The 22,702-nt window shown below is 68.8% G+C and carries 16 protein-coding genes and 1 pseudogene; 7 read left to right on the plus strand and 10 right to left on the minus strand.

The genetic code is table 11. The features are described 5' to 3' along the window. Window positions 1-92: 92 nt before the first annotated feature. Window positions 93-2,015, plus strand: coding sequence for a GGDEF domain-containing protein (locus tag PX653_RS07535; RefSeq protein ID WP_371876430.1), 1,923 nt, complete (start codon window positions 93-95; stop codon window positions 2,013-2,015). Between the two features lie 15 nt (window positions 2,016-2,030). On the opposite strand, the gene PX653_RS07540 is transcribed toward PX653_RS07535, so the two are convergent. The 3 genes from PX653_RS07540 to PX653_RS07550 form a co-directional block, all read right to left on the minus strand. Beyond that, window positions 2,031-3,413: a tetratricopeptide repeat protein gene (locus PX653_RS07540; protein ID WP_277417280.1), complete on the minus strand. Its 1,383-nt coding sequence runs from the start codon at window positions 3,411-3,413 to the stop codon at window positions 2,031-2,033. A 193-nt stretch (window positions 3,414-3,606) separates the two neighbouring features. Beyond that, on the minus strand, window positions 3,607-4,230 hold the full coding sequence (locus tag PX653_RS07545) for a 3'-5' exonuclease (RefSeq protein WP_277417281.1): 624 nt from the start codon (window positions 4,228-4,230) through the stop codon (window positions 3,607-3,609). A gap of 9 nt (window positions 4,231-4,239) precedes the next feature. After that, a complete protein-coding gene (locus PX653_RS07550; protein ID WP_277417282.1) occupies window positions 4,240-5,490 on the minus strand; it encodes an Hsp70 family protein in 1,251 nt (416 codons plus the stop codon). 256 nt (window positions 5,491-5,746) lie between these two features. Between PX653_RS07550 and PX653_RS07555 the strand changes: the two genes are divergently transcribed. After that, window positions 5,747-5,890, plus strand: coding sequence for a hypothetical protein (locus tag PX653_RS07555; protein WP_277417283.1), 144 nt, complete (start codon window positions 5,747-5,749; stop codon window positions 5,888-5,890). Between the two features lie 145 nt (window positions 5,891-6,035). Next, a complete protein-coding gene (locus PX653_RS07560; RefSeq protein ID WP_277417284.1) occupies window positions 6,036-7,124 on the plus strand; it encodes a LacI family DNA-binding transcriptional regulator in 1,089 nt (362 codons plus the stop codon). Window positions 7,125-7,243: 119 nt separating this feature from the next. On the opposite strand, the gene cphA is transcribed toward PX653_RS07560, so the two are convergent. After that, a complete protein-coding gene (gene cphA / locus PX653_RS07565; protein ID WP_277417285.1) occupies window positions 7,244-9,814 on the minus strand; it encodes a cyanophycin synthetase in 2,571 nt (856 codons plus the stop codon). A 56-nt stretch (window positions 9,815-9,870) separates the two neighbouring features. After that, window positions 9,871-12,051, minus strand: coding sequence for a cyanophycin synthetase (locus tag PX653_RS07570; protein WP_277417286.1), 2,181 nt, complete (start codon window positions 12,049-12,051; stop codon window positions 9,871-9,873). 230 nt (window positions 12,052-12,281) lie between these two features. Between PX653_RS07570 and PX653_RS07575 the strand changes: the two genes are divergently transcribed. Together PX653_RS07575 and PX653_RS07580 are read left to right on the plus strand one after the other, a co-directional pair. Then, window positions 12,282-14,567, plus strand: a complete 2,286-nt coding sequence (locus PX653_RS07575; protein ID WP_277417287.1) for a cyanophycin metabolism-associated ABC transporter — start codon at window positions 12,282-12,284, stop codon at window positions 14,565-14,567. Further along, window positions 14,554-15,024 (plus strand): cyanophycin metabolism-associated DUF1854 family protein, encoded by a 471-nt coding sequence (locus PX653_RS07580; protein WP_277417288.1) that lies wholly within the window; start codon window positions 14,554-14,556, stop codon window positions 15,022-15,024. Before PX653_RS07575 ends, PX653_RS07580 begins: the two co-directional genes overlap by 14 nt. Before the next feature lie 119 nt (window positions 15,025-15,143). On the opposite strand, the gene PX653_RS07585 is transcribed toward PX653_RS07580, so the two are convergent. Further along, complete coding sequence (locus PX653_RS07585) at window positions 15,144-15,965, minus strand: hypothetical protein (RefSeq protein ID WP_277417289.1); 822 nt, start codon at window positions 15,963-15,965, stop codon at window positions 15,144-15,146. A 164-nt stretch (window positions 15,966-16,129) separates the two neighbouring features. Between PX653_RS07585 and PX653_RS07590 the strand changes: the two genes are divergently transcribed. Next, window positions 16,130-18,439, plus strand: a complete 2,310-nt coding sequence (locus PX653_RS07590) for an FdhF/YdeP family oxidoreductase (RefSeq protein ID WP_277417290.1) — start codon at window positions 16,130-16,132, stop codon at window positions 18,437-18,439. Beyond that, the gene (gene fdhD / locus PX653_RS07595) at window positions 18,436-19,293 is read left to right on the plus strand and encodes a formate dehydrogenase accessory sulfurtransferase FdhD (RefSeq protein ID WP_277417291.1); all 858 of its coding nucleotides are present in this window, start codon (window positions 18,436-18,438) and stop codon (window positions 19,291-19,293) included. Before PX653_RS07590 ends, fdhD begins: the two co-directional genes overlap by 4 nt. A gap of 7 nt (window positions 19,294-19,300) precedes the next feature. On the opposite strand, the gene PX653_RS07600 is transcribed toward fdhD, so the two are convergent. From PX653_RS07600 to PX653_RS07615, 4 genes and pseudogenes are all read right to left on the minus strand, one after another. Next, window positions 19,301-19,930 (minus strand): hypothetical protein, encoded by a 630-nt coding sequence (locus PX653_RS07600; protein WP_277417292.1) that lies wholly within the window; start codon window positions 19,928-19,930, stop codon window positions 19,301-19,303. A 63-nt stretch (window positions 19,931-19,993) separates the two neighbouring features. Further along, window positions 19,994-20,539: a nuclear transport factor 2 family protein gene (locus PX653_RS07605; RefSeq protein WP_277417293.1), complete on the minus strand. Its 546-nt coding sequence runs from the start codon at window positions 20,537-20,539 to the stop codon at window positions 19,994-19,996. Between the two features lie 99 nt (window positions 20,540-20,638). Further along, window positions 20,639-21,334, minus strand: a complete 696-nt coding sequence (locus PX653_RS07610) for an ATP-binding protein (RefSeq protein ID WP_277417294.1) — start codon at window positions 21,332-21,334, stop codon at window positions 20,639-20,641. Between the two features lie 260 nt (window positions 21,335-21,594). Next, a pseudogene (locus PX653_RS07615) lies at window positions 21,595-22,662 on the minus strand (PAS domain-containing sensor histidine kinase); the annotation flags it as partial. Between the last annotated feature and the right edge of the window lie 40 nt (window positions 22,663-22,702).

The following is a 22,702-nucleotide window of genomic DNA, read 5'->3' on the forward strand; positions in this document are numbered from 1 at the left end:
AGCATGGCAAATAAGAAAGGTTCCGGTGGCGGCCACGGCGTGTTTTATTCGGTACACCCCGTGCGGAGCATGATGAAGTTGCAATATGTTTCATGAAGTTGTCATATTGCAAGTATAAACTGACGGCTTTCCGCTTTCCGACGACCATCGTGACCTTCGTTCCCGCCCCCGCTTCCGTCCCTTCGCCGGCACCGTCCAGCACGCCCGACAACGTCACCTATTTGTATGGCAAGCCGCGCGACAGCGATGCCCTGCTGGCGGCCCACCTGCGCGATATCCTCGCCCGGCGGCAGCTGACGGCATTGTTCCAGCCCATCATCCAGATGCACAGCGGCGAGATCGTCGGCTACGAGGGCCTAATCCGGGGGCCGTCGGACAGTCCCCTGCACGCGCCGCTGACCCTGTTCCGGGTGGCACGGGAGAACAGCATGATGCGCGACGTGGAGCTGCTGTGCCGGCGCGTCGTGCTGGAGCGTTTCGCCGAGCTGGCGCTGCCGGGCAAGCTGTTCCTGAACGTCAGCCCGGAATGCCTGCTGCCGGCGCAGAATGGCGCGCAAGGCGAGACGCTGGACCTGATCCGCGACATCGGCATCGCGCCCGAACGCGTGATCATCGAGCTGACGGAAAACCAGCCCACCTACGACTACGGCCAGATGCGCGACGCGGTGCTGCACTACCGCGCGCTGGGCTTCGGCATCGCCATCGACGACCTGGGCGAAGGCTTTTCGAGCCTGCGCCTGTGGTCGGAGCTGCGGCCGGAATACGTCAAGATCGACATGCACTTCATCCAGGGCATCAACAACGACCCCGTCAAGCTGCAGTTCGTCCGCTCGATCCAGGAGATCGCGGAAAAATCCAACACCCTCGTGATCGCCGAAGGCATCGAGAAGCAGGCCGAGCTGCTGGTGCTGCGCGACCTGGGCATCGCGTTTGCCCAGGGTTACCACCTGGGCCGGCCCAATGCGGCGCCGGCCCGCGCGCTGCCGGCCGAGGTGGCCAAGGCACTGTCGCGCAACGGCGTGGCCGTCTATCCCCAGCGCACCGTGGAGAAACATGCCGTGAGCATCCTGAAACTGCTGCACCGGGTGGCGGCCGTGCCGCCGTCGATGACGAACAACGAGGTCTACGACATCTTCCTGAGCGATCCCAAGCTGCTGATCATCCCCGTGGTGGACCACGGCGTGCCGCTGGGCCTGATCTCCCGCTTCGACATGATCGACCACTTCGCCCGGCCCTACCAGCGCGAGCTGTACGGAAAGAAGTCCTGTCGCCAGTTCATGGACGCGAAACCCCTGATCGCCGACAAGGACACCAGCCTGCAGGACCTGTCGTACCGGATGGTCGAATCGGACGCGCACCACCTGTTCAACGGCTTCATCATCACCGAAGGCGGGCGCTACCTGGGCATGGGCACCGGCCACGACCTGATGCGCGAGATCACGCAGATGCAGATCCATGCGGCGCGCTACGCCAATCCGCTGACGCAACTGCCGGGCAACGTGCCGATCAACGAGCACATCGACCGGTTGCTGGCGAGCGGCACCCGCTTCTGGGTGTGCTACTGCGACCTGGACCACTTCAAGCCCTTCAACGACGTGTACGGCTACCGCCGCGGCGACGACGTGATCGGCCTGACGGGCCACATCCTGACGCAGCACAGCGACCCGGACCGCGATTTCGTCGGCCACATCGGCGGCGACGATTTCATGCTGCTGTTCCAGAGCGAGGACTGGGAGGCACGCTGCCGTGCCATCCTCGCCGAGTTCGAGTCGAAGGTGACGGACTTCTACAGCGCCGAGGATTGCGAGCGGGGCGGCTATTTCAGCGAGGACCGCCAGGGCAGGAAGGTGTTCTATTCACTGATGAGCCTGTCCCTGGGCGTCATCAAGGTGGAGCCGCGCCAGTACTACTCGCACCACCAGATCGCCGCCAGCGCGGCCGAGGCCAAGAAACAGGCGAAGAAAGTGCACGGCAACAGCCTGTTCCTGGACCGCCGCCTGGAACCGCAGCGCTAGCGGCGCGCTCCCCGATCAGGGCCGGGCGGCAGGGGCCGGGTGCGCGGCACGCCAGCGCTCGGTCAACTGGCGCGCCGTGCCCAGCTCCTCGCGCGACAGCCGCTGCTCGATCAGCTTGCGGTTGGTGCCGGCCGTCTCGTCGCCCGCCTCGGCCGCCAGCGACATCCACATGTACGCCAGCACGACGTTGCGCTCGACGCCGCGGCCGCCGTGGTACATGCCGCCCAGGTTGTACTGCGCCAGCGGGTGGCCCTGCTCGGCCGCCTTGCGGTACCAGCCCACGGCCTCGGCATCGTCCTGCGGCACCCCCTGGCCGTTGGCGTACATGACACCCAGGTTGTTCTGCGCACTGGCATCGCCCTGCTCCGCCGCATGGCGGTACCAGGCCACGGCCCGCGTTTCGTCCCGGGTCACGCCCTGCCCGTTGGCATAGATGACGCCGACGTTGAACTGGGCGTTTGCCGCGCCCTGCTCGGCCGCCTTGCGGTACCACGCCAGGGCCTGCTCCTGGTCGCGTTCGACCCCGCGGCCATGGGCATACATCGTGCCCAGGTTGTACTGGGCCAGCACGTGGCCCGCCTCGGCGGCGCGGCGGTACCACGCCAGCGCGGCGGCTTCGTCCTGCGCCACGCCGAAGCCGTTGGCCGTCATCACGCCCAGGTTGAATTGCGCCTCGACGTCGCCCTGGGCCGCCGCGCGGCGCAGCCAGCCGCAGGCCCGTTCCAGGTCGACCGTGACGCCGCGTCCCTCGGCATAGGCGACGCCCAGGTGGCGCTGGGCCGGCGGGTGGCCCTGTGCCGCCGCCTGGCGATACCAGGCCACGGCCTGGGTGTCGCTTTGCAGCACGCCATGGCCGCGCCGGTACATCAGCCCCAGGTTCAGTTGCGCGGCCGGATCGCCCTGCAGCGCCGCCTTGCGGAACCATGCCAGGGCCAGCGGGAAGCTGCGCCGCGTGCCGAGGCCCTGCGCGTAGGCTTCGCCCAGCAACGTCTGGGCGCTGGCCACGCCCTGCTCGGCCGCACGGCTGAACCACGTCAGCGCCAGGTCGTCGCTTTGCGGCACGCCCCGCCCCTTGCGGTACATCAGCCCCAGGTTCTGCTGGGCCGAGGCGTCGCCCTGGCGTGCGGCCATGCGGAACCAGAACACGGCCTCGGCATCGTCGTTCGGCGTGCCGCAGCCGTTGTAGTACATGGCGCCCAGGTGGTTCTGGGCAAACGCGATACCGGCCAGCGCCGCCAGCCGCATCCAGGCAAACGCCTGGCATTCGTCCTGCTCGACTCCTTTGCCGCGCTTGTACAGCAGCGCAAGGTTGAACTGGGCGTACGGGTTGCCGCCCTCGGCGGCGCTGCGGAACCACGCACAGGTGCCCACTTCGTTATCCGAGTATCGATGTGTCATGTCAGCTCCCGATGCGCCACCCCCGTGTTGTAAGAAGTTTAATAACTGATTGCGCAGTCCATTTGAGCGCGCTCAATTGCCGGGCTGGTTTTGTCGGGCAGCGGGAGGGGTATGCGAGACCCATTGTGTCAGGCACCCATCCGCGCGACTTGCGTCCCGCGGATGGGTGCCTGACACCGACGGTTTTGGCGCGCTAGGCGCTGGCGGCGTGCTTCCGCAGGAAGGCGTGGACCTTGGCGGCGGCCAGCTTGTTGACCGAGTGCAGCAGCCCGGCATCGACCCGGGCGATGCCGTAGCTGCTGGCCAGGTGGCGGCCGATGTGCAGCAGGAGCTCCGCCGCCACTTCGGCATCGGCCTCGGCCCGGTGGGCGGTGCCGCGGAACGGGATGCCGAGGCGCCCGCTCAGCACGCCCAGCTTGTAGCTGCCCAGCTGCGGAAACACGCGCCGCGACAGCTTCAGCGAGCAGACGGTGCCGTCATGGGCGTGCACCAGCCCCAGCCGACCGCCCTCGGCGCGCAGGAATTTCTCGTCGAAACTGGCGTTGTGGGCGGCCAGCGTGTCGCCGCCGATGAATTCGACCAGGCGCGGCACCACTTCCGTGGCGGGCGGCGCGCTGTCCACCATTGCTTGCGTGATGCCCGTCAGGCTGGTGATGAATGGCGGGATGCGCACGTGGCAATTGACCAGGGACACATAGCGCTCCACGATGCGGCCGTCCGCGATGCGCAGCGCGGCCACTTCCGTGATGCGGTCGCCCATGTCCGGCGACAAGCCCGTGGTCTCGAAGTCCAGCATGACGACCGGTGCACTCAGCATGGCGTCTCCTCAGCCGAACTTGCGTACCGCGTCCAGCGCCAGGCCGGCGCCGATGCTGCCGAACAGGTCGCCCTCGACGCGCCGCGCCCCCGGCACCAGCGCGCCGATCTGCGAACGCAGCAGGCCCACGCCGGACGAGCCGCCCGTGAAGAACACCGTGTCCACCTGCTCCGGCCGCACGCCGGCCTCGGCCAGCAGGCCGTCGACGGTGGCGCCGACATTGTCCACCAGGTGGCCGATGGCCGCTTCGAACAGCGCGCGCTGCACGTCCAGCACGGCCGGCGGTGACAGCCGGTCCAGCGCCAACTGCACGCGCTCCTGCCCGGACAGGCCGATCTTGGCCTCCTCCACCTGCATCGCCAGCCAGTGGCCGGCACGGTCCTCGATCAGGTTCTGCAGGCGCTTGAGCGCCTGCTGGTCCTTCGCGTCGCGCACCAGTTCGGCCAGCTGCGTCGTCATCTTCTTCGTGTAGGCCTGGTTGATGGTGTGCCACGTCGCCAGGTTGAAGTAATAGCTGGACGGGATTTCCGTGTCGTTCTTCAGCTGGGTGCCGTAGCCCAGCAGCGGCATCACGGCCGCCAGGCTGAGATATTTATCGAAATCGGTGCCGCCGATGTGCACGCCGCCGTTGGCCAGGATGTCGTCGCGGCGGTCGGGTCGCTGCGCCCGCTGGGGCGACAGGCGCACCAGCGAGAAGTCGGATGTACCGCCGCCGATGTCGGCGATCAGCACCAGCTCCTCGCGGTCGATCTGCGACTCGTAGTCGAACGCGGCGGCGATCGGCTCGAACTGGAAATCGATGTGCGTGAAGCCGACCGAGCGGGCGATCTCCGCCAGGGTGTCCTGGGCCAGCTGGTCCGCTTCGACATCGTCGTCGATGAAATGCACGGGGCGGCCCAGCACCACGGAGGAGAACGGCTGGCCGGCGGCGCGCTCCGCGCGCAGCTTCAGCTCGCCGATGAACTGCGCCAGCAACGTGCGGAACGACACGGCGCGGCCGGCCACTTCCGTCTGGCCGTCCATCAGGCTCGTGCCCAGCAGGCTTTTCAGGGAACGCATCAGGCGGCCTTCGTAGCCGGCCAGGTATTCGGCCAGCGCGGCGCGGCCGAACGTCACCTGGTCGTCGTCGGCATTGAAGAAGACGACGGACGGCAGCGTGGTCTTGCCATCCTCCAGCGCCAGCATGACGCCCTGGCCCGGGCGCACGCACCCGACGGTGGAATTGGACGTGCCGAAGTCGACACCGCAAGCATTTGCCATCACAACCTTTCATTTGCCAAGGGAGCCGCCGCGGTCGCGCGGATGTCGCGACACCGCCACGGCGCCCAAAGGGGCGGTATTTTAGCAGACAACCGTTTGCGCCAGATCAAAAAGCGCGGTCCCCGCTTAATTACGCTAGGAAATTCCAACAACACGGGAGACCACAATGAAAGACCTCGGCAATACAGTCGCCAGTACAGTCGCCAACCCACGATGCCACCGCCCGGTCCGCCCGGCCAGCCGTCATGCCGCCGCCATGGCTCCCTTGCGTCCGGCCCCGCTGCCGCCCCAGGGGCGCCACCACCGCGCCACGATGCGCCTGCGCGCGGTGTGGCGCCGTCGCGCGGGCGCCGCCGTACCCCTGTTGCTGGCGATCGTCGCGGCGATGGCGCTGGCGTGAACACGTTTTCAACGGCACCTCGGTAGCGCAGGCGCGACAATACGACAGGTCCGAGGAGTTATTCGGTAGAAATAATTGCCATACGGTAAGTGTCTCAGTTATTCTCAGACTCACAACAGGTGCCCAAAGGCAACCCAGAGAGACGATGATCAAAACGAAAACACCACCCGATGCAGCGACGGGACAGCACAAGCAGGCCCGCCGCGTCACTTCCTACGACGTCGCCATGCTGGCCGGCGTGTCGCAGTCGGCCGTGTCGCGCTGCTTCAAGCCTGGCGCGAGCGTGTCGAAATCCACCTACGCCCGCGTCATGAAGGCGGCCGAGGGCCTGGACTACATTCCCAATGCCGCGGCGCGCAGCCTGATCACCCGCCGCTCCAACATGGTGGCGGTCGTCATCTCGCAGATGGCGAACCTGTACTACCCGGAGGCCCTGGCCGAGCTGTCGCACCAGATCGCCCGGCGCGGCAAGCGCGTGCTGCTGTTTACCATGCAGCAGGAAGGCGACGTGGGTCGCCTGCTGGCCGACATCTGGCAATACCAGGTCGACGGCGCCATTGTGGCCGCGGCCCTGACGGACGAGCAGATCGGCGAGTTCGAGCGGCGCCGGCTGCCGCTCGTCGTCTTCAACCGCAACCTGCGCCGCAGCGACGGCGTCAACAGCGTGTTGTGCGACCAGTACGAGGCGGGTCGCCTGCTGGCCAGCCGGCTGGCCGCCGCCGGCCACCGGCAGTTCGGCATCATCGGCGGACCGGCCGATTCGCCCGTCGCGACGGAGCGCCGCACGGGCGCGTCCGACCGCCTGCGCGAGCTCGGGTTGCCGTCACCGGCCGTTGTGGCCGGCCAGTTCGACTATGCCAGCGGCACGCATGGGCTGCGCGAGATCATCGCGCAATTGGGCCGTGTGCCGGACGCCGTGATCTGCGGCAACGACGTGATGGCCATCGGCTGCCTCGACTGCGCCCGCCACGAGCTGGGCCTGGACGTGCCGGGACAATTGTCGGTGGCCGGGTTCGACGCGGTGGAGCCGTCCAACTGGCTCAGCTACAACCTGACGACCCTGCGCCAGCCGATCGGCCCCATGGCGCAGGCCGCCGCGGAGCTGCTGACGGCACTGATCGATGCCCGCGAGGGCCACGAAACGACGGCGCAGACGCGCGCCTTCGCGCCGCAGTTCATCGATGGGGCGACGGCGCGGCTGGTGGCGCTGGCGCCCGCTTCGCTGGCGGCTTGAAGGAACCCGTGGTGCCGGGGTTCAGGGTCTGTCCCTTCAGGGACTGACCCTGGTTTCTATCGGATCGCCCGACAACATGGGAAACCGGGGTCAGTCCCCTGCGGGGACAGACCCCAGCCTCAGCCCTGCGCGATGCGCCCGGCGATATGCGCCAGCGACTCCTCCACCTGGTCGACCAGGATCAGGCACAGATCCCCTTCCCGCAGCCGCTCCAGTGCCGTGTCGATGGCGATGAACTCGCCGTTGATCTCGTCGACCTGGCTGGTGCGGCTGGCGCCGCGCAGGCCTTCGCGCAGCAGCGCGATCACTTCGCCGTCGGCGCGGCCGCGCTGGCACTGGTCCTGGTACAGCACGACTTCGTCGAACGCCTTGCCGAGGATTTCCGTCTGCTGGCGGATGTCCTCGTCGCGGCGGTCGCCGGCGCCGCTGATGACGACCGAGCGGCGCTTGGCCGGCATCGCCTCCACCGCCTGCACCAGGGCCAGCATCGCATCCGGATTGTGGCCGTAGTCGGCGATCACGGTGGCACCGCGATAGTCGAACACGTTGAAGCGACCGGGCGCGTTGTGGCTGTCGGTGGTGAACGTCTTCAGGCCCAGGCGGATCGCCGCCCAGTCGATGCCCGCGCCCCACGCGGCCGCCACGGCCGCCATCGCATTCTCGACCTGGAAGCCGATCTGGCCGCCGCGCGTGATGGGCACGTCCGCCAGCGCGATGCGCTCCATGAACTTGCCCTCGACGGCCACGAGGTCGCCCTTGTCGACGTAGACCGTGCGGCGGCCCTGGGCGATGTGCGTGGCCACCACCGGGTGATAGCGGTCGGCGCCGAAGAAGGTCACCTTGCCGCGGCACGTGGCCGCCATCGCCGCCACGATCGGGTCGGTCGCGTTCAGCACGGCCATGCCATTGTCGTCGACGTTCTGCACGATCACGCGTTTCAGCACCGCCAGGTCCTCGACGGTCGTGATGTAGTTCAGGCCCAGGTGGTCGCCCGCGCCGATATTGGTGACCACCGCCACCTTGCAGCGGTCGAACGCCAGGCCCTCGCGCAGGATGCCGCCGCGCGCCGTCTCGAACACCGCCGCGTCCACGTCGGGATGCTGCAGCACGTTGCGCGCGCTCTTCGGACCCGAGCAGTCGCCGCTGTCGATCTGGCGCCCGTTGACGTAGACGCCGTCCGTATTGGTCATGCCCACCCGCAGGCCGGAGGATGCCACCAGGTGCGCGATCAGGCGCACCGTCGTCGTCTTGCCGTTGGTGCCCGTGACGGCGATGACGGGAATGCGGCCGTCCTCGCCATCCTCGAACAGCGTGCCGATGATGGCCTCGCCGATCGGGCGGCCCTTGCCATAGGACGGCGACAGGTGCATGCGCAGGCCAGGCGCCGCGTTGACTTCGACCACGCCGCCGTTCTGTTCCTCGATCGGGCGCAGCACGCTGTCCACGACCACGTCGACGCCGCAGATATCCAGGCCGATCATCTGCGCCGCTTCCACCGCCCGCGCGGCCACTTCCGGATGGACGTCGTCCGTCACGTCGGTGGCGCTGCCGCCGGTGGACAGGTTGGCGTTGTTGCGCAGGATGACGCGCTGGCCCTGGGCCGGCACCGAGTCCGCGTCCAGGTCCTGCATCTTCAGGCGTGCCAGCGCGATGTCGTCGAAACGGATTTTCGTCAGCGACGTCGCGTGGCCGCTGCCGCGGCGCGGGTCGGCGTTGACGATGTCGACCAGCTCGCGCACCGAGTGCTTGCCGTCGCCGACCACGTGCGGCGGGTCGCGCCGCGCGGCGGCCACCAGCTTGCTGCCGATGACGAGCAGGCGGAAGTCATGGCCGGCCAGGAAGCGCTCCACCAGGATGTCGTCGCGGAACTCGCGCGCGGTGTGGTAGGCCGCGTGGGTCGCCTCTTCCGTCGTCACGTTGACGGTAACGCCCTTGCCCTGGTTGCCGTCCTTCGGCTTGATGACGACGGGCAGGCCGATTTCCAGCGCCGCCGCCCACGCGTCTTCCGCGCTGGTGACGGAGCGGCCCACCGGGACCGGCACGCCGGCCGCGTCCAGCAACTTCTTCGTCAGTTCCTTGTCCTGCGCGATCGATTCGGCAATCGCGCTGGTGGCGTCGATCTCGGCGGCCTGGATGCGGCGCTGCTTGCTGCCCCAGCCGAAGGCCACCATCGAGCCGGACGTCATGCGGCGGTACGGGATCCGGCGGGCGACGGCGGCCTGCACGATGGCGCCCGTGCTGGGGCCCAGGCGCACGTCCTCGTCCAGGTCGCGCAGTTCCGTCAACGCGGCCGTCAGGTCGAACGGCTGGTCGGCCACGGCCGCATTGATCAGCTGCTCGGCCAGTTCCACGGCGCGCAGGCCCACTTCCTCTTCGGTGTATTCCACCACCGACTGGTAGATGCCCTGCTCCACCGTGGCCGTGGTGCGGCTGAAGGTGACGGGGCAACCCGCCTCGGCCTGCAGGGCCAGCGCGGTCAGTTCCAGCACGTGCGCCATCGGCACGGCGTCCGCGTGGCCATGCGGCTGAAACTGGCCGATGCGGGGGAAGCGGGCGCGCAGGCGCACTTCGAAGCCGGACAGCTTGTCGACCGCCAGTTCTTCCGGCGTGCAGGAGACGATCGCTTCGATCGCCGTGTGGTGGCTCCAAAGGTTCGGGCCGCGCAGTGCGCGGGTGCGGATGACTTCCATGTACTCGTCCTGTTTCGTTATTCTTGGGTTACAGCTGGTTGCCGCCTGCCAGCACCTCAGGCGGCGCGGCGCGTGTTCCACTCGAAGGTGCGCAGCGCGGCAGCGATCAGGTCCGGCGACAGGCCCAGGGCCCAGCCGGTGGCCAGCGCGGCCAGCACGGCTTCGCGGCACTCCTCTTCGTCGTTCGGCAGGCAGCTCGCGGGCAGCACGGCGACCGTGTCGGCGCCATTGGCCAGCACGAAGCCGTCGGCATGCAGGAACACGGCCCTGCCGCCCCCGGCGCGGTGCGTCACGATGCCTTCCACGTGTTCGTCCACGCCGTAGAAGATGACGCTGCCGTCGCACAGCTCGGCCATCAATGCCACCTGCGCGTCGCCCGCGTTCAGCACGGCCACGCCATCGGGCAGCACCACGTCGACCTGCGTGCGCAGCACGTTGAACATCTTCTCGGGCGCATCGATGTAGAACTCGCCCAGCTTGTCGCAGCCAGCCGTGTCGGTGACAACGCCGACGGTGCAGCGGTCGTAGGCGAAGCCCTCGGTCAGGATCATGCGGTTGCCGTTGGCGAACACCGCCGATTCCACGTTCTTGTTCAGCAGCAGGCGCTGGCCCGACTCCCATTCCGACAGGGGGCCCCGGGCGATCTTGCGCCCGTTCAGGTAGACGCCCTCTTCGCACGCCACGCCGACGTAGCGGCCGGAGACCTGCAGCTGCCAGGCGGTCAGGCGCGCGATCAGCGCCGTGTGGCGGGTGCCCGATACGCCGACGATCGGAATCCGGCCGTCGGCCTCCGGTGCGAACAGCTGGTCGACGATGGCCGCGCCCACGTTGCGGGGCGTGCCGCCGGCGGCCGGCTTCAGGTGGGCCAGCAAGCCCGGGCTGGCGTTGACTTCGATGATGGCGCCACCCTGGCTTTCCAGCGGTTGCGAGACATCCTGCACGACCAGGTCGATGCCGGCGATGTCCAGGCCCACGGCGCGGGCAGCCAGCGCGGCCATTTCGGCCACGGCCGGGTGCACCAGGTCCGTCACGTCGTTCGCGACGTTGCCGTTCAGCTGGATCAGGACCTTGCGGCCCGCTTCCGGCACCGAGTCCGGGCTCAAGCCCTGGCGCTGCAGGTCCAGCTGCACTTCCTGCGATTTTTTCGGTTCGACGATATTGAGGGGGAATTCCTCGGTGGTGCCGCGGCGCGGATCGGTGTTGATCTGCGTGTCGACCAGCTCCTGCACCGTCATCTTGCCGTCGCCCGTGACCCACAGCGACTCGCCTTTCGACGCGGCGACAACCTTGCGACCGACCACGAGCAGGCGGTGCTCGTCGCCGACGATGAATTTTTCGACGATGACGGATTCGCTGCCGCCGCGCAGCACCGCGATGTCGTAGGCGGCGCGCACGTCGGCTTCGGTGGACAGGTTCAGCGACACGCCGCGGCCATGGTTGCCGTCGTACGGCTTGACGGCGACCGGCAGGCCGATGTCCTGCGCTTCTTCCCACGCGGCGTCGGCGCTGGTGACGAGCGCCCCTTCCGGCACGGGCACGCCGCAGGCCTTCAGGATGTCCTTCGTCATGTCCTTGTCGCTGGCGATGCCCTCGGCGATCGCGCTCGTGTTGTCCGTCTCCGCCGTCCAGATGCGGCGCTGGCGCGTACCGTGGCCCAGCTGCACCAGGTTGCCGTCGGTCAGGCGGATGTGCGGGATCTTGCGGTCGGTGGCCGCGTCGACGATGTTGTTGGTGCTGGGGCCCAGGCACAGGCTTTCCACCATGTCGGTCAGTTCGGCCACGGCGGCCGGCAGGTCGAACGGGCGGTCCTCGATGGCGGCCATCAGCAGCTCGCGGCCCAGCACGAGGGCGCGCCGGCCCACCTGCTCCTGGCGGGTGCGGAACGCCATCTTGTAGATGCCGCTGCCTTCGGCCGTCTGGCGCGTCTTGCCGAAGCCCGTGCGCATGCCCGCCAGGTTCTGCAGCTCCAGCACGACGTGCTCGAGGATGTGGCCGGCATAGGTGCCGTCGCGCAGGCGCTCGATGAAGCCGCCGACCTCGCCCACGCCGCAGCGGTGCTCCACCAGGCTGGGCAGCAAGGCCGTCAGCCGCTCCGTCAGGCCCGGCAGTTTATTCGAAGGGAAGTTTTCCAGCTCGCCAATATCCAGCCAGGCTTCGATCACCGGGCGGTAGGTCCAGATATTCGGTCCGCGCAGGTATGTTACACGGAGAAGTTCGATGTCTTTCTTCTTTGTCATGTTTTTGCTCTACTACCTCTTGCGGTATACTCCGCAAAAGCAGAGCTTCCTCTTCTTTATCGTCTATTCGAATAGCCGAAGAATACAATAAACCGCGTTCACTCTTCGGCTACGCTAAATCGTGTCAGCGCAACAGGGGCCTGATCCGTTGCTATAGCTACTATCCCTATTTTCCCACCGAATCAACATTCTTGCCACTTGGCAAAGACACCACCGGAGTACCGCCGACAATGATAACAACCGACTTTCCCGCTGGAGCGACCCGGGTCGAACTGCCTGAACTCTGGCATTCCGAAGCGAATTTACAGCTTGCTCCAGGGGAAAACGTGCAGAGTGCGCTGGAGGTTGACCTCGATGCGAAACTTCACTTTGCGAAAGGTATCATCCTTTTGACGGAGCACCGCGTACTGTCGCGCGCGCCGGGGGCCACGAGCTGGCAATCCTGGCCGTACCGCGCCGGCATGGTGCTCAAGCTGCACGACCACGCCGGCGTCGGCCACCTGGAGTTGTTCGACGCCCAGGGCCGCCTGGCCGCATGGCGCTTCACGCTGGGCCAGAACCTGCATGCGATCCGCATGACCGAACAGTTCGCCCCCCTGCTGGAGACGGCCCTGACCGGCGTCGCCCCCGTACGCATCGAGGAACATGCCTGCCCTACCTGCAAGGCACCGCTCGAGCCCGACCAGGAAGAATGCCCGATCTGCACCAAGGTCGTGCACACGCCGCCGTCCACGTGGACGCTGTTCCGGCTGTGGCGCTTCGCCCATCCCTACCGCTGGTCCCTGCTGGGCGGCTTCACCCTGATGCTGCTGTCCACCGGCGCGCACATGATCCCGCCGTACCTGTCGATGCCGCTGATGGACAACGTGCTGATCCCGTACCAGAACGGCCAGCCCGTCAACACGGAGCTGGTCATGCTGTACATGTCGGGCCTGCTGGGCGCCGCCGTGCTGGCCTGGATCCTGGGCTGGGGCAAGACCTACGTGCTGGCCCTCGTGTCGGAACGCATCGGCGCGGACCTGCGCACCAGCACCTACGAGCACCTGCTGCGCCTGTCGCTCGAATACTTCGGCGGCAAGCGCACGGGCGACCTGATGTCGCGTATCGGCAGCGAAAGCGACCGCATCTGCGTGTTCCTGTCGCTGCACCTGCTGGACTTCGCTTCCGACTGCCTGATGATCATCATGACGGGCGTGATCCTATTCTCGATCGACCCATGGCTGGCCATGGTCACGCTGGTGCCGCTGCCGTTCATCGCCTGGCTGATCCACCTGGTGCGCGACAGGCTGCGCACGGGCTTCGAGAAGATCGACCGGGTGTGGGGCGAAGTGACGAACGTGCTGGCCGACACCATCCCCGGCATCCGCGTCGTCAAGGCGTTCGCGCAGGAGTCGCGCGAAGCGAACCGCTTCCGCGTGGCGAACAAGCACAACCTGGCCGTCAACGACAAGCTCAACAAGGTGTGGTCGCTGTTCTCGCCCACCGTGTCCTTCCTGACGGAGATCGGCCTGCTGGTCATCTACGTGTTCGGCATCTGGCAGGTGTCGAAGTCGCACATCACGGTGGGCGTGCTGACGGCCTTCCTGACCTACTCCAGCCGCTTCTACGGCCGCCTGGATTCGATGAGCCGGATCGTCTCGGTGACGCAGAAATCGGCGTCCGCGGCGAAGCGCATCTTCGACATCCTGGACCACGTCTCGTCCGTGCCGGAACCGGCCAACCCCGTCAAGGTGGGCAAGATCGAAGGCAACATCACGTTGCGCGAAGTGGGCTTCCGCTATGGCAACCGCGCCGTCAACCGGGGCGTCAACCTGGAGATCAAGGCGGGCGAGATGATCGGCCTGGTGGGCCACAGCGGCTCGGGCAAGTCGACGCTGGTGAACCTGATCTGCCGTTTCTATGACGTGGCCGAAGGCGCGATCCTGCTGGACGGCGTCGACATCCGCTCGTTTGCCGTGTCGGACTACCGCCGCAATATCGGCCTGGTGCTGCAGGAGCCGTTCCTGTTCTTCGGCACGATCGCCGAGAACATCGCCTACGGCAAGCCGGACGCGACGCGCGCGCAGATCATGGCCGCGGCCCGCGCCGCCCATGCGCACGACTTCATCCTGCGCCTGCCGCAGGGCTACGATTCGATGGTGGGCGAACGGGGCCAGGGCCTGTCCGGCGGCGAACGCCAGCGCATCTCGATCGCCCGCGCCCTGCTGATCGATCCGAAGATCCTGATCCTGGACGAAGCGACGGCTTCCGTCGACTCGGAAACGGAAAAGGAGATCCAGAAGGCGCTGGACAACCTGGTGGCCGGCCGCACGACGATCGCCATCGCGCACCGCCTGTCCACCCTGCAGCGCGCCAACCGCCTGGTCGTGATGGACCGCGGCAAGGTGGTCGAGGAAGGCCCGCACGAAGAGCTGATGGCCAAGGAAGGCGCGTATTTCCGCCTGTACGAGGCGCAGGCCCGCAACGTCGATACCGACCTGGACGACAACAACACGAAACGCCATGACGACAATTGATTTTCAGCTGGAACGCGATGCCTTCGGGCGCCTGAACCTGACGGATGCCGCCGGCACCGTCCATCACCACGTGGCGCCGGTGCGCGCGTTTCCCGTGCAGGCCCCGGACGAGGGCCTTGCCCTCGTCAATTCGGACGGCAAGGAAGTGGCGTGGGTCGAGCGCCTGGAGGACCTGCCGGCGCCGGTCGCGGCGCTGGTGCGCGAGGAGCTGGCGGGACGGGAATTCATGCCGGAGATCGCGCGCATCGTCGACGTGACGAGCTTTGCCACGCCGTGCACGTGGACCGTCGAGACCAATCGCGGCCGGACCGACTTCGTGCTGCGGGGAGAGGAAGACATCCGCCGGATCGGCGCGACGTCGCTGCTGGTGTCGGATACCCATGGCATCCATTTCCTGATCCGCGACCAGTACGGCCTGGACAAGCACAGCAAGAAGATCCTGGACCGGTTCCTTTAACGGAAGCCGGCTGCACTGGGGTCTGTCCTGCACAGGGACAGACCCAGAAGCTTACACGCGTTGCGTTGCGATTGACGCCGAACTTCAGGGTCAGTCCCGTAGGGACAGACCCTGCTGCATCAACCGCTGTAGGCGGAGCAGACGGCCTGCTTGCGCGCAGCGCCGCTGCACACGGCACGGCGGCATTCGACGGCGCCGGATTCGCCCGGCTTCGGGCAGCGCGCGAACACCGCCGACGCCCGTTCCGGGGCTTCGCGACGCGGCGCCTGCGGCGCCACCTTCTCCACCTTCTCCGCCTTCTCCACCTTCTCCGCCGTCTCGTCGCCGGACGCACCCGACGTTTGCGCGACAACGACCGGCGCAGGCACCGGCGCAGCCTGCGGTTTCGTCCGCGCCGCACCGCCGACTTCGATCACCAGCCATTCCGGCAGGTCACGCACCAGCGCGGCCGGGGCCGGCAGCAGCGCTTCCGGCTTCTTCGGCCCGGCCAGCAGCTCTTCCGCGGACGGCAACGCCGGTGGCGCGGTCGGCCCGGCTGCCAGTTCTGGCGGCAGCAAGCCCGTCGTCGAGGATTCAGGCGCCGCGACGGCGGCGGCCATCGGGGCGCTTGCGGTTGCCGGCGGTGGCAGCACCGCTGCGCCGCTGGCCGGCGTCACCGACTTGCCCAGCCGGTCGATGGCACTGCCGGTCGCCACCTCGTAGCCGACCCATGCCGAGCCGGCGGCAAACACCAGTACCGCGGCGCCCAGCAGGCCGAACACCAGCTTGCGCGACAGCCCGGGCGTGAACGGCTGCGGGTCGGCGGCCCCCATCGTGGCTTCCGGTTGCGCCGTATAGCGGCCCTCATCGTGCGAAGAGGCCGGGTGGCCGGCATTCCATTCCGGCATCGGCCGCCCGGGTGGCACGCCGGCCGGATCGCGCGCTTGGCTCTGGTCATCCATTGGTAGTCTGCTTGGCAATACTGTAAAGCCGATCATGATATCACCCCGGGGCCGCGTTGTGCGTGACCCGGGAAACGCTGGCTGCCGCGCCCACGTATGTGCGCAGGCGCACCGAGGGCGCCGGCCAGCGGGGTTACGGTACCTGCTCACTGCAAGGAGAACCCATGAGCGAGCGATTGAAGATCGAACATCCCACCATGCCGGCCGGCGGCTGGGGTTCGGTCGGCGAAGTCACCCATATCCTGCTGGACCAGCACGTGCCGCTGAAGGATGCCCGGCTGCTGACGCACCAGAACAAGCCGGACGGCTTTGCCTGCGTCAGCTGTGCCTGGGCCAAGCCGGCCAATCCCCACCCGTTCGAGTTCTGCGAAAGCGGCGCCAAGGCAACCGCGTGGGAGACCACCAGCAAGGCGATCGGCGCCGATTTCTTCGAGCGCCATACGGTGACGGAACTGGAAAGCTGGAGCGATCACGCACTGGAAGACCTGGGCCGCCTGACCGTGCCGCTGCGCTGGGACGCGGCCACCGACAAATACCGCCCTGTCGGCTGGGACACGGCCTTTGCCGAGATCGGCGCCGCGCTGCGCACCTGCCAGCGCGACCAGGTCGTGTTCTACAGTTCCGGCCGGGCTTCGCTGGAAACCTCGTACATGTACCAGCTGCTGGCGCGCCTGTACGGCAACAACAACCTGCCCGACAGCTCGAACATGTGCCACGAGAGCACCTCTGTCGGGCTGCAGAAGACCATCGGCGTGGCCGTCGGCACCGTCACGCTGGACGATTTCGCCCACACCGACTGCATCTTCTTCTTCGGCCAGAACGTGGGCGTGAACAGCCCGCGCATGCTGCACCAGTTGCAGGAAGCACGCCGGCGCGGCGTGCCCATCATCACGTTCAACCCGTTGCGCGAGCGGGGCCTGGTCAGCTTCACCAATCCGCAGTCGCCGCTGGAAATGCTGACGGGGGCGGAAACGGCCATCAGCACGCAATACCACCAGTTGAAGGCCGGCGGCGACACGGCCGCGCTGATGGGCCTGTGCAAGGCCATCCTGGCGCTGGACAACGCGGCACTGGCCGCCGGCAGCCAGCGCGTGCTGGACCTGCCGTTCCTGGGCGAGCACACGCACGGCTTCGAAGACTTCGCAGCCTCCGTGCGGGCCTGCGCGTGGCCGGACATCGAACGCGAGTCGGGGCTGACGCAGGCCGCGCTGGAACAGGCGGCTGCCGTGTACTGCCGCGCCAGCGCCGTGATGGCGGTGTACGGCATGGGTGTCACGCAGCACCGCAATGGCGTCCAGAACGTGACCATGCTCGTCAACCTGCTGCTGTTGCGGGGGAACCTGGGCAAGCCGGGCGCCGGCATCTGTCCCGTGCGCGGGCACTCCAACGTGCAGGGCCAGCGCACCGTCGGCATCACGGAAAAGCCCGAACTGGCCCCGCTCGACAAGCTGCGTGAGCTGTACGGCTTCGAGCCGCCGCGCGCGAAAGGCATGAACACGGTGGAAGCCTGCGAGGGCATCGTCGCCGGCCGGGTGCAGGCCTTCATCGGCCTGGGGGGCAACTTCGTGCGCGCCGTGCCGGAGACGGCACTGATGGAGGCGGCCTGGCGCCAGTTGCCGCTGACGGTACAGGTCTCGACCAAGCTCAATCGCAACCACGTCATCCACGGCAAGGCCTCCTACATCCTGCCCTGCCTGGGCCGGATCGAGATCGACCGCCAGGCCAGCGGCCCGCAGGCCGTGACGGTCGAGGACAGCACGGCCTGCATGCATGGCTCGCGCGGGATGGCCGTACCGGTGGCGGACACGCTGATGTCCGAGCCCGCCATCGTGGCCGGCATCGCCAAGGCCACGCTGGCGCCCAACCCGCGGGTGGACTGGGACGGCTGGGTCGCCGACTACGCCGCCGTCAGGGCCGCGATCGCCGCGACGTATCCGGCCATCTTCCATGACTTCGAGACGCGCATGTGGCGCCCCGGCGGCTTTCGCAAGCCGCTGGCGGCGGCCCAGCGCATCTGGCATACCGACAGCGGCAAGGCCACCTTCACGGTACCGGACGAGCTGCCGGGGGACCCGGACACGGCGCGCGCCATGCCTGGCGCGCTGACCCTGTTCACCGTGCGCAGCGACGGCCAGTTCAACACGACGATCTACAGCCTGGACGATCGCTTCCGCGGCGTGCGCGGCAGCCGCATGGTGCTGTTCATGGCGGCCGCCGACATGGCCCGCCATGCGCTGGCCGAGGGCGACGTCGTCACCTTGCGCACCGCCAGCGACGACGGCATCGCGCGCCAGGTGGACGGCCTGACGGTGGTGCGCTACGACATTCCCGAAGGCTGCGTGGCCGGCTACTTCCCCGAACTGAATCCGCTGATCCCGCTGTGGCACCATGCCAGGGAAAGCAAGGTGCCGGCGGCGAAATCGATCGACGTGCTGGTGGAATGCGCCGGGCGCATCACCGGGAGGGCGGCATGAACGCCGGCGCGCGCCACCTGCTGCCGGCCGGTGCCGCCCTGCTGCCTGCGCAGGCCTGGCGCGACGACGTGCTGGCGGCGCGGGCGGAAGTCGTGCCGGACGAGGTGCCCGTCGCCCTCGTCTACAACGGCATCGCGCATGCCGTCATGCTGGCGTCGCCGGCCGACCTGGAGGATTTCGCGCTGGGCTTTACGTTGGGCGAACGCATCGTGCGCCATCCGCGCGACGTGTACGACATCGAGATCGAAGAAGACGACGACGGCGGCATCGTCATCGCCATGCACGTGGCGGCCGGCGCCCTGGCCCGGCTGAAGGAAACCCGGCGCGCCCGCACTGGCCGCACCGGCTGTGGCCTGTGCGGCGTCGAGAGCCTGCGCCGCTTTGCCGACGACACGGCGGACATGGCGCCATGCCGCGCCCTGGCCACGTCCGCGGCGGCGACGCCTATTGCGCCGGCGGCGCTGCGGCGGGCCATGACGGAACTGGCGGCCCGCCAGCATCTGCACCACGCCACCGGCGGCACCCACGCCGCCGGCTGGGCGGCGCCCGACGGTGCGTTACATTGCCTGCGCGAGGACGTGGGACGCCACAACGCACTGGACAAGCTGGTGGGAGCCCTGGCGCGCGACGGCACGTCGATGACGGCCGGCTTCGCGGTGGTCACGAGCCGGGCCAGCTACGAGATGGTGCAGAAGGCCGCACGCGCCGGCATCGGCCTGCTGGCTGCCGTTTCCGCGCCCACGGCGCTGGCGATACGCATGGCCGACCTGGCCGGCCTGACGCTGGCCGGTTTCGTGCGCGACGATCGCTACGTCCTGTACACGCACCCGCGGCGGCTGGCCGGCCAGCCTTGACGGCACGCTAGGGCCGGCGTTCCAGGTAGGGGCGGCACACCGCTTCCTTGCCCGCGCCGCCGTTGCAGATGTGCCAGCGGCACATCACGGCCCCGGGCCGGCCCAGCGGCGGGCAGCGCCGGAATGTCGCACTCTCCGGCTTGCGTTTGGCGGCCTGGCGCGCGGCGGCGCGCTTGCCCGTCCTGGTCCGCACCGCCTTGCTTTGGTGGCCGCCACGGTTCGGCGGCTGCGCGGCCGGCATGTCGGCTGGCCTGGGCTCCACGGCGGCAGTGGGCGCCGGGGCTGGGGCTGGGGCTGGGGCGGGCGTTGGCACCATCGCACCGGCGGCGATGGCAGCCCCGCCGGCCGCGCCGAGCGCCGCCACGGCCACTTCCGGCGGCTCCGCCGGTGCAGCAGCCGGCAGTGCTGCGGCAGTCGGGGCCGGCGCTACCGGCAACCCGGCACTGGTCACGGCATGCAGGGCGCGCTCCGTCGACACGACGTTGGCAAGCCAGGCGGCGCTGCCGACGACGGCCACGACGGCCAGCGTGACGGCAAGCCAGACGGCGCGCCAGCGCTGCGACGCATAGCCCGCAGTGCCGGGCGGCGCGGCGACGGCTGGCCCGGATTCCTCGACAGGGGTGGTGGTTGGCTCCATGTTGACAGTATGTCATTGATCGGCTCGCCTCTGCAACGCGCGCGCCAACCGTGCGCGGGGTCGTCAGGGCCGGCCGCGCGGCACCAGCCCGGCCGTCAGCTGGTGCGCCATCAGCCGCCAGCCGCCATCGTCGCGCAGCCATACGCGCAGGTAGCGTCCCTGCGAGATCTCGCGCACGCCCTGGCGCTCCAGCTGCGTGTGATAGGTGCCGCTGACGATGGCCGCCGTGCCGGTGATGCGGATATCGTAGCTGGTCACGTCGTAGGTCAGGAAGCGCACCTGGCGGCGCTGCAGCGCGAGCAGCAGCTCGGACTTGTGGCGCAGCCGCCCGTTGGTGCCGACGTGGATATGGTCGCTGGACAGGATGCGCCGCAGCGCGGTCGTGTCGCCGCGCCGCATCGACAGCAGCCATTCCTGTTCCGCGGCCCAGACGGCATCCAGGGCGGCGGCATTCGGGCCGGCCTGGTTGGGACCATGGGCCATGGGCGCGTCCTGCACGGGCGGGCGCACCAGGCGGCTGGCACCCGTACACAACGCGACGGCCAGCAGCACTGCGGTGCAGCGCGCGGCGCGCGACGACAAGGACGGCAGTGCGGACGGTAGCGCCATGGGTGTTCCTCCGGGCGGACATGCGGCCCGCCTGGCCGATTGTACTGCGCAGTCTTCGCGTCGTCGCGCGTGTGCCCACGCAACCGTGCGCGGCGCCGCTCAGGGCGTGGCCAGCGCAGCCGGCGCGGCGCCGGGCTGCAATGCGTCCGCCAGCACGGCCAGCAGGGTATCGGCGGCGACAGGCTTGACGAAGTAGTAATCGAATCCTGCCGCCAGGCCGGCCGCGCGGTCGTGCACCTGGCCATAGCCGGACTGCGCGACCAGCAGCAGCGGCCCCTCCAGCGCCGCGCGCAACTGGCGCGCCAGTTCACAACCGTCCATTTCCGGCAGGCCGATATCGAGGATGCAGACCCGCGGCCGTTCGCGCAGGGCTCGTTGCAGGCCCGCCGCCGCACCGTACTCGATGCTGCATTGCACACCCTGGCTTTGCAGCAGCGCCGCCAGCGTATCGGCGGCATCGCGGTTGTCGTCCACCACCAGCACGGTCGTGCCAGGCGGCGGCCGTGCGCTCGCGCCGGGTCTTCCCGGCACCCCGCGCGGCGGCGCGGGTTCGGTGCCGGGCGTCCGGGCCAGCGGCAAGGTCACCTCGAAACGCGCGCCCTGCCCGGGCCCGTCGCTGTGCGCGGCGACCCGCCCGCCGTGCATGCGCACCAGCCCATGCACGATGGCCAGGCCGATCCCCAAGCCGCCCTGGGTGCGGTCGCGCCCGCGCTGGCCCTGCGTGAACAGGTCGAACACACCGGGCAGCAGCGCGGGCGCGATGCCGCAGCCGTTGTCGCTGACGGTGACGCGCACGCTCCCCCGTCGGCCGCCAGCGCGACCTCGATCGCGCCGCCGTCGGGCGTATAGCGGGCCGCGTTGTTCAGCAGGTTTGCCACCACCTGCGTCAGGCGGGCGCGGTCGCCGTCGACCGGCAGCGGCAGCGGCGGGCGCTGCACCGCCAGCACATGTCCCTTGCGCTCCAGCAGCGGGCGCACCTGTTCGATGGCATCCTCGACGGACAACGCCAGGTCGAACGGCTCATAGCGCAGCTCCACCTTGCCGCGGCTGATGCGGGCCGCATCCAGCAGGTCGTCCACCAGCCGCGCCATGTGCGCGGCCTGGCGGCCGATGATGGCGCTGGCCCGCTCCACCTGGGCCGGGGCAACGCCGGGATGCTGCAGCATGGTGGCCGCGGCGGTGATCGGCGCCAGGGGGTTGCGCAGTTCGTGCGCCAGCATGGCCAGGAATTCGTCCTTGCGTCGCTCGGCCTCGCGCAGCCCCAGTTCGGCCACGTGGCGCAGCGTCACGTCGATCGTCACGCCGCGCAAGGTGCGCGGCACCCCGGCCGTATCGGCCAGCACGCGGCCGCGCACCTCGATCCACAGTTCGGCGCCGGTGTCGGCGCGGTGCGCACGCACGGTTTCCAGGTAGGTGCCGCGCTCGGCCAGGGCGCGTTCGCGCGCCAGGCGCAGGCGCGGCACGTCGTCCGGATGCATCAGGTGCCAGGGCTGGCGCAGCTGCTCCAGGCTGGCCCCGAAGATGGCGACGGCGCTGTCGGAGAAGTGCACTTCGTTCGCCGCCAGGTCCCAGTCCCACACGGCCATGCGCGCCGCCTGCAGGCCGTCTTTCAGCCGCTCCTCGTTCAACAGCAGCGCGTCGCGCGCCAGCTTGCGCGCGGTGACGTCGACGCCTGCGATGAAGATGCCCGTGACCGCGCTGCCCGCGGTCGTTGGCTGCAGCGCAAAGTCGATGAAACGTGGCCGCGGTGTATCGCCGGGACCCGGCCGTACCACCATCTCGGTGTCGCGCGCGCTGTAGCGGCGCCCGCTGCGCAACGCCTCGTCCAGGTGCGCCATGAGCGCTTGCCCGGCCAGCTCCGGCACGGCCGCGCGGAAGGCGCGCCCGGTCAGGTCGCGCCGCCCCACCAGCTCGTCGAACGCCTCGTTGGTCAGTTCGATGACGTGCTCGGGCCCGCGCAGCACCGCCACGAAGCCGGGTGCCTGCAGCAGCAGGTCGTGCAGGTAGGCCCGGCGTGCCTCGCTTTGTGCCAGCCGGTCCGCCACCAGCTGGCGCTCCGCCCGCAGTGCGCGCCCGGCATACACGCGGCCGAGCTGGCCCAGGTAGATGTAGACGAAGCCCATCACCGCGTAGGCCAGCAGTGCGGCACGCTCCGGACCGTGC

Source organism: Pseudoduganella chitinolytica, from assembly GCF_029028125.1.
GTDB classification, from domain to species: domain Bacteria; phylum Pseudomonadota; class Gammaproteobacteria; order Burkholderiales; family Burkholderiaceae_D; genus Rugamonas; species Rugamonas chitinolytica.